13 protein-coding genes are annotated in these 14,203 nt (G+C 70.6%); 2 read left to right on the forward strand and 11 right to left on the reverse strand.

The genetic code is table 11. The annotated features are described in order from the left end of the window. Positions 1-113: 113 nt before the first annotated feature. From ACFVQ0_RS32895 to ACFVQ0_RS32905, 3 genes are all read right to left on the reverse strand, one after another. Positions 114-3,821: an AAA family ATPase gene (locus tag ACFVQ0_RS32895; protein ID WP_390092851.1), complete on the reverse strand. Its 3,708-nt coding sequence runs from the start codon at positions 3,819-3,821 to the stop codon at positions 114-116. Positions 3,822-4,186: 365 nt separating this feature from the next. Next, positions 4,187-4,399, reverse strand: a complete 213-nt coding sequence (locus tag ACFVQ0_RS32900; RefSeq protein WP_024494492.1) for a hypothetical protein — start codon at positions 4,397-4,399, stop codon at positions 4,187-4,189. Positions 4,400-4,837: 438 nt separating this feature from the next. Beyond that, complete coding sequence (locus ACFVQ0_RS32905) at positions 4,838-5,119, reverse strand: acylphosphatase (protein WP_073739083.1); 282 nt, start codon at positions 5,117-5,119, stop codon at positions 4,838-4,840. Positions 5,120-5,263: 144 nt separating this feature from the next. Here ACFVQ0_RS32905 and ACFVQ0_RS32910 point away from each other — a divergent pair, with 144 nt between their 5' ends. Next, a complete protein-coding gene (locus ACFVQ0_RS32910) occupies positions 5,264-6,259 on the forward strand; it encodes a CAP domain-containing protein (protein ID WP_390092852.1) in 996 nt (331 codons plus the stop codon). A gap of 86 nt (positions 6,260-6,345) precedes the next feature. Then, positions 6,346-6,774 (forward strand): winged helix-turn-helix transcriptional regulator, encoded by a 429-nt coding sequence (locus tag ACFVQ0_RS32915; RefSeq protein WP_390092853.1) that lies wholly within the window; start codon positions 6,346-6,348, stop codon positions 6,772-6,774. On the opposite strand, the gene mutM is transcribed toward ACFVQ0_RS32915, so the two are convergent. From mutM to recG, 8 genes are all read right to left on the reverse strand, one after another. Then, positions 6,771-7,625 carry a bifunctional DNA-formamidopyrimidine glycosylase/DNA-(apurinic or apyrimidinic site) lyase gene (gene mutM / locus ACFVQ0_RS32920; protein ID WP_390092854.1) on the reverse strand — a complete coding sequence of 285 codons (855 nt, stop codon included), beginning with the start codon at positions 7,623-7,625 and terminating at the stop codon, positions 6,771-6,773. The genes ACFVQ0_RS32915 and mutM overlap by 4 nt on opposite strands. Before the next feature lie 90 nt (positions 7,626-7,715). Beyond that, the gene (gene rnc, locus ACFVQ0_RS32925; RefSeq protein ID WP_073738750.1) at positions 7,716-8,543 is read right to left on the reverse strand and encodes a ribonuclease III; all 828 of its coding nucleotides are present in this window, start codon (positions 8,541-8,543) and stop codon (positions 7,716-7,718) included. A 19-nt stretch (positions 8,544-8,562) separates the two neighbouring features. Next, a complete protein-coding gene (rpmF, locus tag ACFVQ0_RS32930) occupies positions 8,563-8,736 on the reverse strand; it encodes a 50S ribosomal protein L32 (RefSeq protein WP_003965982.1) in 174 nt (57 codons plus the stop codon). Between the two features lie 2 nt (positions 8,737-8,738). Continuing rightward, positions 8,739-9,347 (reverse strand): DUF177 domain-containing protein, encoded by a 609-nt coding sequence (locus ACFVQ0_RS32935; RefSeq protein ID WP_024494487.1) that lies wholly within the window; start codon positions 9,345-9,347, stop codon positions 8,739-8,741. Between the two features lie 225 nt (positions 9,348-9,572). Then, positions 9,573-10,688, reverse strand: coding sequence for a cell division initiation protein (locus tag ACFVQ0_RS32940; RefSeq protein WP_390092855.1), 1,116 nt, complete (start codon positions 10,686-10,688; stop codon positions 9,573-9,575). A 98-nt stretch (positions 10,689-10,786) separates the two neighbouring features. Further along, the gene (gene coaD, locus ACFVQ0_RS32945; RefSeq protein ID WP_390092882.1) at positions 10,787-11,266 is read right to left on the reverse strand and encodes a pantetheine-phosphate adenylyltransferase; all 480 of its coding nucleotides are present in this window, start codon (positions 11,264-11,266) and stop codon (positions 10,787-10,789) included. 26 nt (positions 11,267-11,292) lie between these two features. Further along, positions 11,293-11,877, reverse strand: coding sequence for a 16S rRNA (guanine(966)-N(2))-methyltransferase RsmD (gene rsmD / locus ACFVQ0_RS32950; protein WP_390092856.1), 585 nt, complete (start codon positions 11,875-11,877; stop codon positions 11,293-11,295). Positions 11,878-11,965: 88 nt separating this feature from the next. Further along, positions 11,966-14,191, reverse strand: coding sequence for an ATP-dependent DNA helicase RecG (gene recG, locus ACFVQ0_RS32955; protein ID WP_390092857.1), 2,226 nt, complete (start codon positions 14,189-14,191; stop codon positions 11,966-11,968). Positions 14,192-14,203 lie beyond the last annotated feature (12 nt).

The raw sequence follows: 14,203 nt of genomic DNA on the forward strand, positions 1-14,203 counted from the left end.
CGTGGGGGGCGAGCTGTACCCAGTGGCGCATACGTTCACCTGTGCCACCACTTGACTGTGGAACAGGTGCCACAGGGACCGCGTGTTCAATCCCCCGACCCGGCGGAAGGGATTCAGCGCAGCCGCTGGCTGATCACCTTGGAGACCCCGTCGCCCTGCATCGAGACGCCGTAGAGCGCGTCGGCGACCTCCATCGTCCGCTTCTGGTGCGTGATCACGATGAGCTGCGAACTCTCCTGGAGCTCCACCATGATCCGGATCAGCCGCTGGAGGTTGGTGTCGTCGAGCGCCGCCTCGACCTCGTCCATCACATAGAACGGGCTCGGCCTGGCCTTGAAGATCGAGACGAGCAACGCCACTGCCGTCAGCGACCGTTCGCCGCCGGACAGCAGGGACAGCCGCTTCACCTTCTTGCCCGGCGGGCGGGCCTCGACGTCCACACCGCTCGTGAGCATGTTGTCCGGATCGGTCAGGATGAGCCGCCCCTCGCCGCCCGGGAAGAGGCGCGAGAAGACCCCCTCGAACTCGCGGGCGGTGTCCCGGTACGCCTCGGTGAAGACCTGCTCGACGCGCTCGTCGACCTCCTTGATGACCTGCATCAGATCGGCCCTGGTCTTCTTCAGGTCCTCAAGCTGCTCGGAGAGGAACTTGTGCCGTTCCTCCAGTGCGGAGAACTCTTCGAGGGCGAGCGGATTCACCTTCCCGAGTTGCTGGTACGCCCGTTCGGCCGACCTCAGCCGCTTCTCCTGCTCGGCCCTGACGAACGGCTTCGGCTGGTTGCGCGGATGCTCCGGATCCTCCGGCAGCTCCTCGCCCTCCGCGGCCGGGGACGGCGGCACGAGCTGGTCGGGCCCGTACTCGGCGGCCAGACCGGCCGGCTCCACGCCCAGCTCCTCCAGGGCCTTCGCCTCCAGCTGTTCTATCCGCAGCCGCTTCTCGGCGCCGAGCACCTCGCCCCGGTGGACCGAATCGGTCAGCTTGTCCAGCTCGTCCTTGAGCGCACGGCCCCGCAGCCGCTCCGCCGCCAGCTCCTGTTCCCGCTCCGCCTTCGAGGCCTCCGCGGCGGCCCGCTCCAGCTCGGCCCGTACGACGGACACCTCGACGTGGGCCAGCAGCTGACGGGCGCCGGACGCCACGGCGGAGGCCACCTCGGCCTCATGGCGCAGCCGCGCCCTGCGCCGCTCGACTCGGGCCCGCGCCTCCCGCTCCGCGCGGGCTCCCCGGTCCAGGGAGTCGGCGCGGCCGGCCAGCGCCTTGACCCGTTCCTCATGGGTACGGACCTGGAGGCGGGCCTCCATCTCGGTCTGACGGGCGTTGGCACCGTCGGCGGCGAGCCGGTCGCGGACGGCGCTGTCCGGCTCCTCGTCGGCGCCGTCCTGCGAGGCCTCCTCCGCCACGAGCAGCCGTTCGGCCAGCTCCTCCGCGTCCTGGGTCGCGCGCTCCAGCGCCTCCTGGGCACGGGCGGCGGAGGTGGCCATCCGGTCGGCCTCACCGGCCGCGCCCCGCGCCTGGCCGGCCAGCCGGCCGAGCTGCTGGGCCACCCCGGACTTCTCCCGCTCCGCGGCCCGGCGCCGCTCCCCCAGCTCCTCGACGAGCGCCGCGACGGTGGAGCGCCGCTGCCCGGCGAGCCGCTGGGCCTCGGCCAGCTCCGTGCACCGCACCGCCAGTTCGGCCAGTTCGGCGGCGGCCTCGTCCACGGACGCCTGGACTTCGAGGAGGCTGGGCGCGCCCGCGGAACCGCCGTGCGCGAAGTGCGCCGAGAGGACGTCCCCCTCGCCGGTCACCGCCGTCAGCTCCGGGCGGGCGGCCACCAGATCCTCCGCGTCCTCCAGCGTCCCGACGACCACCGTGTCCCGCACCAGCCTGCGCACGGCGGCCACCAGTTCGACGGGACCGCTGACGAGGTCGGCCACGGCGGGGTTCTCCAGGCCACCGAGCGCGGGCCCCTCCGGGTGGCCGGCCGGGGCCGCCGCGGTGCCGTCCGCGCCCTGTCGCACCGGGAGCCGCTCCGCTGCCTGGCCCGGTACGTGCGCGGCCTCGCTCCGGGGCGCGGGCTCCGCTTCCGTGCCCTGCCCGGGTACGTGAGCGCCTCCGCCGCCTCCGCCGCCTCCCAGCAGCATCGCGGCCCGGCCCGCGTCCAGTTTCCGCAGCAGCCGGATCGCCTCGGCCGCCGTGGCCGGGTCCGTCACCGCCACCGCGTCCGCCGCCGCGCCCAGTGCGGCGGCCACCGCGACCTCGTGTCCGGGGGCCACCGTGAGCAGCTCCGCGGCCGGTCCGAGCAGGCCGGTCAGCCGGTCCCCGGCACCGAGCAGCACCCCGGTGCCGTCCTTGCGGCGCAGCCCGAGGGCCAGCGCGTCATGGCGGGCCGCGACGGCGGCGCGCTTCCGTTCCGCTGCGGTGGCGGCCTCCCGGGCGGCGGCGAGCGAGGCCTCCGCCTCCTTGAGCTCGGTCCGGGCGGCCTCGTGCCGCTCCCCGAGCTCGGCGTCACCGGCGTCCAGCCCGTCGACCTCCGCCTTGAGCTGCTCGTACTCCTCCTGGGCGGCGACCGCCCGCTCCCGTGCCTCGTCGCGCGAGGCGGCCAGCCGGTCGATCTCCGCCTGCGCGGAACCGGCGCGGCTGCGGGCCGCGTTGACCTGGCCGCTGAGCCGGGCGAGCCCTTCGCGGCGGTCCGCGAGGGCGCGGGCCGCGTCCTTCAGCCTGCGTTCCTCCGCCGCCAACTCCCGCTCCAGTTCGGACCGGTGGGAGGCGGTGTCCTCCAGGGCGTGCTCCGCGGCCTCCAGCGCCGCGGTCAGCTCCGCCTCCTGCTCGCGGATCCGGGCCGCCTCGCGCTCCATGTCCTCCGGGTCGCGGCCGCGCCGCTCCTCCTCCGGCGGGGCGGTGGCGCTCTTCACCCGGGCGTCGGCCAGTGAGATCGTGCCGCGCACCCGTTCGGCCAGCTGCGACAGCTCGTACCAGGTCTGCTGGGCGCGCTGGAGCCTGGGCGTGAGCCGCCGTACCTCGTCCTCAAGCTCCGCCTCGCGCCCCAGCGCCGCCTTGAGTTCCGTCTCCGCCGTCTCCCGGCGCCGCTTCAGCTCGGCCTCGTCGGCGATCTCGCCGCGCAACGCGGTGTGCAGCCCGACCAGGTCGTCCGCGAGCAACCGCAGCCGGGCGTCGCGCAGATCGGCCTGGATGACGGCGGCCCGGCGGGCGACCGCCGCCTGTCGGCCGAGCGGTTTCAGCTGCCTGCGCAGTTCGTCGGTGAGGTCCTGGACACGGGCCAGGTTGGCCCCCATCGCGTCCAGCTTCCGCAGCGCCTTCTCCTTGCGCTTGCGGTGTTTCAGTACGCCGGCCGCCTCCTCGATGAACGCCCGGCGCCCCATCGGGTCCGCGTGGAGTACGGAGTCCAGCTGGCCCTGGCCGACGATGACGTGCATCTCGCGGCCGATACCGGAGTCGGAGAGGAGTTCCTGGATGTCCAGCAGCCGGCAGGTGTCGCCATTGATCTGGTACTCGCTGCCGCCGTTGCGGAACATGATCCGAGTGATCGTCACTTCGGCGTACTCGATGGGCAGCGCCCCGTCGGAGTTGTCGATGGTCAGCGACACTTCCGCCCTGCCGAGCGGGGGCCGCCCGGTGGTGCCGGCGAAGATGACGTCCTCCATCTTGCCGCCGCGCAGGGATTTGGCGCCCTGCTCCCCCATGACCCAGGAAAGCGCGTCCACCACATTGGACTTGCCCGATCCATTGGGGCCGACCACGCAGGTGATCCCGGGTTCGAACCGCAGGGTCGTGGCGGAGGCGAACGATTTGAAACCACGCAGGGTCAGGGCCTTGAGGTGCACGCCGCCGGACTCTACCTTTCACTCTCGGTTTCGCTGATGAAGGTGCAGGGCACATCAGACGGTAAGGGAAGGGGTGTACGTCCGGGGCGGGACGGGCGCGGTTCGGAGGGGAAAAGAAAGAAGGGACGCCGAAGCGTCCCCGGTAAATCTTGTGCATTGCTCTGTCGACGGATCCGGCGCCTCCATGGAGACGCGCGTGCCGGATCAATGACAGGCAGACGAAGACGCAGATCAAACGCATTCCATGAGCGAGTTCCATGGGCAAGCGATGATCAGGCGCAATCGATCTTCAATGATCCGGTGACGATCCGGCGATGATTCCGTGCGGCTGACGCGTGCGGCCCGACCGGCCCTGGGGCCTTCGGTCAGGTCAGCGCCGGCTCCGCCTGAGGTACGTCGATGTCGATGCTGTCGAGCAGCGACTCTTGGTGCTGAGCGGCGGCGTTGAGCGCGTCGTTCTCGTCCTGAATCCGTACGATCTCGGATTCAAGATCCTGGACGCGCTGCTGAAGCCGTCGCATCTCGGCGAGGAGTCGCGGGTCGGAACCGCCGACGTAACCGAGAAGCGCCTTTGCCATGAGGATGGTCCTCCACACTGAGTGACCGACCGATGCGGTGTGGGTCGTGAGGGAATCGCACCCGCGGTGCTCGGCAGTGCTCTGTGTTCACTGCTGTTCTGCTGCCAAACAGCTCTGCCGAACAGCTAAGGTGCGCGGGGTTTTCAGCGTCTCACCAAAAAGTTTGACGGTCAACACGATCACACCCTGTAGAGAAGGGCGTCCCGGGGGCGCGCGGCCTGGCGATCATGCGGCGCGACTCTCCTGCGGGGCCCTCAGGGGCACGGAGATCATCCTTCTCGCCGCAGCCTTCCACGGCAACCGATTCTTGGCAACCACCGGATCATTCCGCAGGTCATTTCATGTGTACGCGCGCCGACACCCCTCGCCGTCACCCCACGCCGCCCCTCGAACACAGCCCGAACACGGCACTTCCCGCGCGTCCGTCCGGGCACCGGATCAGCGGATCGCGAACCCCTCGTATCCACCCCGTGGCGTGTCCCAGATCTCAGTGACACCGTCAACGCGGCCGGGTGTGTCGTCCGAGCGCAGCCAATCCAGCAGACGGTGGCAATTCTCACGCCGCCCCTCGGCGACCACCTGCACCCTGCCGTCGTCGAGATTGAGGGCGAATCCGGTGAGGTCCCCGATCTCCAGAGCGTTTGCCCTGGTGAACCAGCGAAACCCTACTTGCTGTACTCGACCGCGTACCCAGGCGGTGAGCCGTACATCTTCGTTCATGCCCGAACGCTAACCGTCCAATTGCTCTCGGAGCACTTCTCGGCGAAAGCTCATGGCGTACAGTCCCCTCGCAAAAGCTCACTCGATCGGGTGAGTGATGGTGACGCCGAAAACGGCGTCCAGGTCGTCAGAAGGGCACAGCAGATGGGACGCCATCGACGCTCCGCCGCAGCTCCCACCGCTGAGGAAAGCGCGGAATGGGACGCCGGCCGGGGCCGGGGAGACCGCCGCAGGAAGCGGTCCGGCCTGCCGGTGCGCACGGGACTGCTCGGTGTCTCCGCGGCCATGGCCGTCGGGGCCGTCGCCGTGGCCTCCGGTCTGCTGCCCGGTGGTGACAACTACCTGAGCGGTGGTTCGGCCGCCGACCAGGTGCGTTACCAGGGCGCCCCGGACCTGCTGTCCCAGGGCGGCTCCACGACCCCGCCGGCCGACCGTCACACCGCGTCCGACACCGCCAGCCGCGGCACCGGCCGCGCCGAAGGACCGGCCAAGTCGAGCCCCTCCGCCGACGGCAAGCCCTCCTCCTCCTCCCCCTCCAGGACGTCCGCACCGGCGAAGGAGACCGAGAAGAAGGACAGGAAGAAGGACGCGGACGGAAACGCGGGAAAGACGGCGAGCGCCGAGCCGTCCCGGAAGGCCGCCGCCTCGAAGGCCCCCGCCGCACGGGCCACGAAGAGCGCCACCGCGAGCCCGACGGCCGCCGCACCGGCCCCCGCCACATCCGCACCGGCGGCCCCGCGGACCACGGCGCCGCCCGCCGCCGACACCTCGGCCGAGGCCGCCGTGCTCTCCCTGGTCAACCAGGAACGCGCCAAGGTGGGCTGCAGCCCGGTCACCGCGAGCAGTTCGCTGGCCTCGCTCGCCCAGAACTTCAGCGACGACATGGCGGCCCGCGGCTTCTTCGACCACACCGACCCCGACGGCAAGACCCCCTGGGACCGTGCCGCCAAGGCCGGCGTGGACGGGCTCGGCGGCGAGAACATCGCCCGCGGCCAGGCCGACGCACAAGCCGTGATGGACGCCTGGATGAACAGCGACGGCCACCGCGCGAACATTCTCAACTGCGACTACAAGACGCTGGGCGTGGGTGTCCACTTCGGTTCCGGCGGCCCCTGGTGGACCCAGGACTTCGGCTTCTGAGCCCCACCCTCCCCGTACGCCCCACACGCCCTCCCACGGATAGCGCAAACCCGTGGAGAGCGCTGTGCGGGCGTACGCTGGTTTTCATGGACGAGAACGGTGGCACCGGGGTGGACGGCTGTCCGGACGAGGAACTGGCCTTCGACGTGTTCTCCAAGCGGTGCCCCTCGCGCGGCACGCTGGAACACGCCACCGGCCGCTGGGGCAGCCTGACGCTGGGCGCCCTGTACGAGGGCAGCCTCCGCTTCAACGCGCTGCGCCGCCGGGTCGACGGGGTGAGCGAGAAGATGCTCTCCCAGACCCTGCACGCGCTGGAACGGGACGGACTGGTACACCGCGAGGCGCAGCACACCAACCCGCCCCGGGTCGACTACGAGCTGACCCCGCTGGGACAGCAGGTCGCAGAGCGGCTGCTCGGACTGATCCACCTCGTCGAGGGCCGGATGGACGAGGTCCTGGCCGCCCGCGCCCGCTACGACGAGGCCCGCACAGGGCGCGAGGGCCAGAAGCCCTAGTCGCGCGGCGGGCGCTGGCAGCGCGGGCAGAAGTAGCTGGACCGGTTCATCCAGGCGCGGCGCCTCATCGGCGTACCGCAGCGGTGGCACGGCTCGTCCTCGCGCCCGTAGGCGTCGAGCGACCGGTCGAAGTAGCCGGACTCGCCGTTCACATTGACGTAGAGGCTGTCGAAGCTCGTACCGCCCTGTGCCAGTGCCGCGTTCATCACATCGCGGACGTGGCCGAGCAGCTCGGCCGACTTGGGGCGGGTCAGGGTCGCGGTCGGCCGGTCGTAGTGCAGCTTGGCGCGCCACAGCGCCTCGTCCGCGTAGATGTTGCCGACCCCGCTGATCAGCGACTGGTCGAGCAGAGCACGCTTGACGGTGGTGCGGCGCAGTCGCAGCGCGGTGTGGAACGCGGCGTCGTCGAATTCCGGGTCCAGCGGATCGCGGGCGATGTGCGCGATGGTGTCGGGCACTCCGTCGGGGGTGTTGTCGTGCAGCGAGAGGCCGCCGAAGGTGCGCTGGTCGACGAAGCGGAGTTCGGTGCCGAGGGCGTCGTCGAACCGGATCCTGATCCGCAGGTGCTTCTCGTCGGCGGCGTCCTGCGGCTGTACGAGCAGCTGACCGCTCATGCCGAGGTGGCCGAGGAGTGAGCTGGACGTATCCTCCAGCGGCACCCAGAGGTACTTGCCCCGGCGCATCGCGGGCCCGAACCGGACCCCGTCGAGCCGGGCGGCGAAGTCCACGCCGCCCGCGAGATGGCGGCGGACCGCACGCGGGTGCAGTACCTCGACCTCACCGACCGTGCGCCCGGTCACCCAGCGCTGGAGACCGCGCCGTACGACTTCGACCTCGGGCAGCTCGGGCACGGTCTCGCTCCTGTGTCTGGAAGGGATCCGGATCTGGCGTCCGGACAGAGAGAACCCCCCGGTGCGCGGGGCACCGAGGGGTTTTCCGGGTCAGGCCGGAGCTACGTCCGTGGATGACGGCGGTTCGGCAGGGGTGTCGGCGGCCCCTCCGTCGGCAGCGGCCTTGTCGGCCACTGCCTTCCGCGCCTCCGCGGCGGCACTGATCTCGCGCCAGGCGGATTCCGCCGCCTGTTGCTCCGCTTCCTTCTTGCTACGGCCGGTGCCGGTGCCGTACGAGACACCACCGACGCGAGCAGCAGCAGTAAAGGTCTTCTCGTGGTCCGGGCCGGTCTCCGTGACGAGGTACTCGGGGACTCCGAGGCTCTCGCTCGCGGTGAGCTCCTGGAGACTGGTCTTCCAGTCCAGGCCGGCGCCGAGGTTGGAGGACCTGTCGATCAGCGGGTCGAAGAGCCGGTGAACCAGCTCGGAGGCCGCGCCGAGGCCCTGATCGAGATAGACCGCGCCGAGCACCGCTTCAAGGGTGTCGGCGAGGATGGACGCCTTGTCCCGGCCACCCGTGCCCTCTTCACCGCGGCCGAGCCGGATGAAGGAGCCGAGTTCGAGGCCGCGGCCCACTTCCGCAAGCGCCCGCGAGTTGACCACCGCGGCCCGCAATTTGGCCAGCTGGCCTTCAGGCAGGTCGGGGTGGGTGCGGTACAGCGTGTCCGTGACCACCAGGCCGAGCACGGAGTCCCCGAGGAACTCAAGCCGCTCGTTGGTGGGCAGACCGCCGTTCTCGTACGCGTACGAACGGTGGGTCAGCGCACGCACCAGAAGGGCGGACTCAAGGTGATACCCGAGCCGCCCTTCCAGAAGCGTGTGGGACGAGGCTGTGTTGACGTTGTCTGCCTGCTTCTTGGCGTGGGACAACTCAGACATCGGGCCTCTCACCAGCCGCTCAGACCTCGAGGACCTGGCGCTTGTTGTACGTGCCGCAGCTGGGGCACGCGATGTGCTGCAGCTTCGGCTCCTGGCAACGCTCGCACGAAACCAGGGTGGGGACCGCAGCCTTCCACTGCGACCGGCGGTGGCGCGTGTTGCTGCGCGACATCTTCCGCTTCGGAACAGCCACGGCTACTTCTCCTGCTTCTCGTCGACGCCAGGTTCGGCGCCGCCCATGTTGTCCTTCTCGCCGTCCTGAACGGTCTCGGCGAGTCCTTGCAATGCCGCCCAACGGATGTCGAGGGCTTCGTGGTGGTGACCGGGGTTCTCGTCCAGCCTGACTCCGCATTCGGAGCACAGACCGGCACAGGTCTCCCGGCACACCGGCTGCATCGGCAGTGCGAGCACTACCGCATCACGCAGCACTGACTCAAGGTCGAACAAGCCGTCCTCAAGGAAGAACCTGTCCTCGTCGTCCTCGGCGTCGTCGACCGGGTCCGCCGTCTTGCTGCGGTTCCGGTCATCGGCGTCAGGGTACGAGAACATTTCCTGGAAGTCCGCCTCGACCTCAAGGCTCAGCGGCTCCAGACACCTTACGCACTCCCCCTCGGCCGATGCACGGGCGGTGCCTGTGACGAGCACACCTTCCATGACCGATTCGAGGCGGACGTCCAGCTCCACGGGTGCGCCTTCCGGCACACCGACGACTCCGTCGATACCGAAGTCCTTGGGGGCGTCCACCGAGCGGGTCAGCCGCTTCATGGCACCAGGACGCCGACCCAGCTCGTGCGTATCGAACACGAGAGGGTTTCGGTGGTCGAGGTGGCCGTTCAGGGCTTTTCCTGCTTTCGAATCATGCGCATCACGCGTGGTGGGGAGGGGCCGACCGACTCCGGAGTCGAAGCGGGCAGCCAGGATCGCGGACATACGCGCGACCGAAGAACCAGGATACTTGACGCGCCGCCCAGCTCCCAATCCGGCCTTGGTCCGGCGCGGGACAGCGGCCCCGCGCCGGTTCCCGGCCGGTCAGCGCTCCTGTTCGTACCGGCGCAGCTGGTCCAGGTCGATCATGCTGGTGTCGAACAGGCTGGTCTCGTCCAGCGCGCCCTCACCGTGCTGCTGGACGGGCTGCTGCGCCTGGACGGGCTGCTGCTGCCAGGCGTCGTAGCCCTGGGCGGGCGGCGGGACCTGGCCCTGGTTCTGGTCGTAGCCCTGCTGCTGGTAGCCGGCGTAGGGGTCCGGCTGCTGCTGGTAGCCGTACACGTCCTGCTGGGGCTGGTCCTGGTACGCGTACGTCTGCGCGTACTGCGGCTCCTGCTGGACGGGGTACTGGGGCTCCTGCTGCGCGGGGTACTGCGGATCGGCCTGCTGGGGCATCTGCTGGGGCACCTGCGGCGGCTGCGGGGTGGCGATCTCGGCGAGGCCCGCCCAGTGGTCCTCGTCACTGGTGTGACCGCCGCCGCCCGCGGCGTCCTGGGCGGCCATGTGCGCGCCGAGGTCGTCGGTGGCTACCCGGCCGTGCAGCTTCTGCCGGCCCCGGCCCACCGCCTCCAGGGTCTTGGCGAGCACCGCCTCGAAGGCGCCGAGCTTGGTGTCCACGTACTCGTCGGCCCGGCGCTGGAGCGTGGCCGGGTCGGCGCTGCGCTCGGGGGCCTCCGCGAAGTCCGGGTCCTCGTAGCCCTGCTCGTCGAAGCCCTGGCCGCGGCCGAGCAGCTTCTCGCGGCCCCGGTCGACGGAGCCGATGGTCTTGGTGAGAACGACCTCGAAGTTGGCGAGCTTGCTGTCGACGTACTCGTCGGCCTCCGAGCGGATCTCGTCGGCCTCCTTGCGGGCCTCACCGAGGATCCGGTCGGCCTCCGCCTGGGACCGCCGGGCGATCTCGGTGTCCGAGATCAGCGAGCCGCGCTCGGCGTGGGCGGTCTCGATGATCCGCCCCGCTTCCTGGCGGGCCTGCTCGACCAGCTGCTCATGGCCGCCGATCAGCTCGGCGGCCTGCGCGAGGGAGCCCGGCAGGGCCTCACGCACCTCTTCGAGCATCGCGAGCAGATCGGCGCGGTTGACCACGCAGGACGCCGACATGGGCATCGACCGGGCGCTCCCGACCGCTTCGACGATCTCGTCGAGCTTCTTCTGCACGTCCACCGTGTGCTCGCCACTCTCTACTGCCGATTGGAGACGGACGGGACGACTGTACGGCCAGTCGGCGCCCGCCCGACACCTGGTGACGGGCTGTCAGCGCCTCACCGCTGGGCGAGGCGCTCGGTCAGGGCCTCGCGGACCAGTGGGGGCAGCAGGTGCGAGACGTCGCCGCCCCAGGTCGCCACCTCCTTGACCAGCGAGGACGACAGGAAACTGTAGGTCGGGTTGGTCGGCACGAAGAGCGTCTCGACGCCCGAGAGCCCATTGTTCATCTGGGCCATCTGGAGTTCGTAGTCGAAGTCGCTGACGGCCCGCAGTCCCTTCACGATCGCCGGGATGTCGCGCTGCTTGCAGAAGTCGACCAGCAGTCCGTGGAAGGCCTCGACCTGCACGTTGCCGAAATCCTCGGTGACCTGCCGGATCATGTCGATCCGCTCGTCGACCGTGAACAGCCCCTTCTTGGACTGGTTGATCATCACCGCGACGTGTACGACGTCGTACAGCTTCGAGGCGCGGCCGATGATGTCGAGATGTCCGTTGGTGATGGGGTCGAACGACCCCGGGCAGACGGCGCGGCGCAACTTGATTCCCTCGCTCTCCGGTCCGGTCATCGTGCGTCTTCGCACGTAGCGGCGGCGCGACCGTACCAAAGCGTTCCCTCGCCGTAGCGACGGGCCCGCAACGGCTCGAACCCCTTGGGCCAGCTGAATTCTCCGCCTCTGGTGCTGCGCTCCACGGTGACGAGCGCGTCGGCCGAGAGCCACCCCTGCGCACGGAGTGTGAGCAGTATCTCTCCAAGATCGTCGTCGGTGACGGCGTAGGGCGGGTCCAGGAACACCACGTCGTACGGGTCCGCGGGCGCCGGTCCTGTCACGATCTGCTCGGCTTTGCCGGTACGGACCTCCGCGCCGGGCAGGCCGAGGGTGCGGACGTTGTCCCGGACGGTACGGACGGCCTTGGCGTCGGCCTCGACGAGCAGGGCGTGGGCCGCGCCCCGGGAGAGCGCTTCGAGGCCGACGGCGCCGGAGCCCGCGTACAGATCGGCGATCCGGATTCCGTCGAGGGTGCCGAGGAGCGCCTGCCAGGTGGAGAACAGGCCCTCGCGCGCGCGGTCGGAGGTGGGGCGGGTGCCGGTACCGGGCGGGACGGCCAGGCGGCGTCCGCCGGCCGAGCCGGCGATCACGCGGGTCATGGGTGTCTGATCCTCGGGTCGGGGCGGCGCGCAGGGTGCTGCGGGCGCCGTGCCACCCACGATATGGCGTCGGCGCGGCCGGGGCGCGTCACCCCTTGTCCAGGTACTCCTCGCGGTCCTTGTCGAGCAGCGCGTCCAGCACCAGGCGCAGCTCGGGCAGGTGCTCCAGCTCCGGGTCGGCGGCGACGGTCTCGACGGCCTCCGCGCGGGCGGCGGCGATGACCTCCTCGTCGTCGATGACGCTGAGGACCCGCAGCGAGGAGCGGACCCCGGACTGGGCCTGGCCGAGGACATCGCCCTCGCGGCGCTCCTCCAGGTCGATCCGGGACAGCTCGAAGCCGTCGAGGGTGGAGGCCACGGCGGAGAGCCGGGCGCGGGCGGGGCTCGCCTCGTGGGCCTCGCTGACCAGCAGGCAGAGTCCGGGGGCGGAGCCCCGGCCGACCCGGCCGCGCAGCTGGTGGAGCTGGGAGACGCCGAACCGGTCGGCGTCCATGATCACCATCGCGGTGGCGTTGGGGACGTTGACCCCGACCTCGATGACCGTGGTCGCCACCAGGACGTCGACCTGGCCCGCGGCGAAGCGGCGCATCACGTCGTCCTTCTCGTCGGGGTGCATCCTGCCGTGCAGCACCTCGACGCGCAGGCCGGTCAGCGGCCCCTTGGCGAGTTGCTCCGCGATCTCCAGGACGGCGAGCGGCGGGCGCTTCTCGCCGTCCGCCTCGGCCGCCTTCTTCCCCTTCTTCGCGGCCGCCTCGTCCTCGTCGTCACCGATCCGGGGGCAGACCACGTACGCCTGGTGCCCGTTCTCCACCTCTTCGCGGACCCGTTCCCAGGCGCGGCTGAGGAAGTGCGGTTTGTCCTTGGCGGGGACGACATGGCTGGCGATCGGGGAGCGGCCGGCCGGCAGCTGGTCCAGGACGGAGGTCTCCAGGTCGCCGAAGACGGTCATGGCGACGGTACGGGGAATGGGGGTGGCGGTCATGACGAGCAGATGCGGCGACCTCTTCTCCCCCTTGGAGTGCGCCTTGGATCGCAGGGCGTCGCGCTGCTCGACCCCGAAGCGGTGCTGCTCGTCGACGACGACCAGCCCCAGCTCGTGGAACTTCACCTTGTCCTCGATCAGCGCGTGGGTGCCGATGACGATGCCGGCCTCGCCGGTGACCAGGTCCAGGAGCGCCTGGCGGCGGGCGGGCATGCCCATGGAACCGGTGAGCAGGACCACTTTGGTGCCCTGGTCCGCCCCGCCGAGCATGCCTCCCTCGGCCAGCTCGCCCATCATCTCGGTGATGGAGCGGTGGTGCTGCTGGGCGAGGACCTCGGTGGGCGCGAGCATGGCGGCCTGGCCGCCCGCGTCGACGGTCGCGAGCATGGCGCGCAGGGCGACCATGGTCTTTCCGCTGCCGACCTCGCCCTGGAGCAGCCGGTGCATCGGGTGCTCGGTCGCCAGGTCGTCGAAGATCTCCTTGGAGACCTTGAGCTGGCCGTCGGTGAGGGTGAAGGGGAGCGTGGCGTCGAAGGCGTCGAGCAGCCCGCCGGGGACGGGTCTGCGGGCGACGGCCGGCAGCTGGGTGTCCGCGTACCGGCGGCGGGCCAGGGCGACCTGGAGGACGAAGGCCTCGTCCCACTTGAGCCGGTCCCTGGCCGCCGCGACGTCGGCCTTGGTCTGCGGGCGGTGGATCTTCAGCAGCGCCTCGGGCAGCGCGGTGAAGCCGCGGCCCTCGCGCAGGGCGGGCGGCAGCGGGTCGACGGCCTCCTGGGCGCTGGGCAGCACGGCGTCGACCGCCTTGGCGATCCGCCAGGAGTCGAGCTGTTTGCAGGCCGGGTAGATCGGGAGCAGCTTGCCGGCGAAGGCGTCCACGGCCTCGGTCGCCCCGGCCTCGTCGGTGAGTTCGGCGTCGAGCAGCTGGTAGGTGGGGTGGGCCAGCTGCATCTTGCGGTTGAAGACGGAGACCTTGCCGGCGAACATGGCGCGCCGGCCCGGCAGCAGCTCTTTGTGCGGCTTGTGGACGCCGTGGCCGAAGAAGACCAGCTGGAGCCGTCCGTGGCCGTCGGTGAGGGTCACTTCGAGGCGCTTGCCCCGGCCGCCGTTGAACGTCATCACGCGGGCGTCCGCGACCTGGGCGACGACTGTGACGTGCTCGTCCAGCGGGAGCTCGGTCAGCGCGGTGAGCCGGCCGCGCTCCTCGTACCGCCGCGGGTAGTGGTGCAGCAGATCACCGACCGTGTGCAGGTCGAGGTGTTCGGCCATCACCTTCGCGGTGGCGCCACCGAGGAGCTTCTTGAGGGGTTCGTCGAACGCAGACACGCGGTCCATTGCACACCACGC

The sequence above is a fragment of the Streptomyces sp. NPDC057900 genome (assembly GCF_042887885.1).
Taxonomy (GTDB): domain Bacteria; phylum Actinomycetota; class Actinomycetes; order Streptomycetales; family Streptomycetaceae; genus Streptomyces.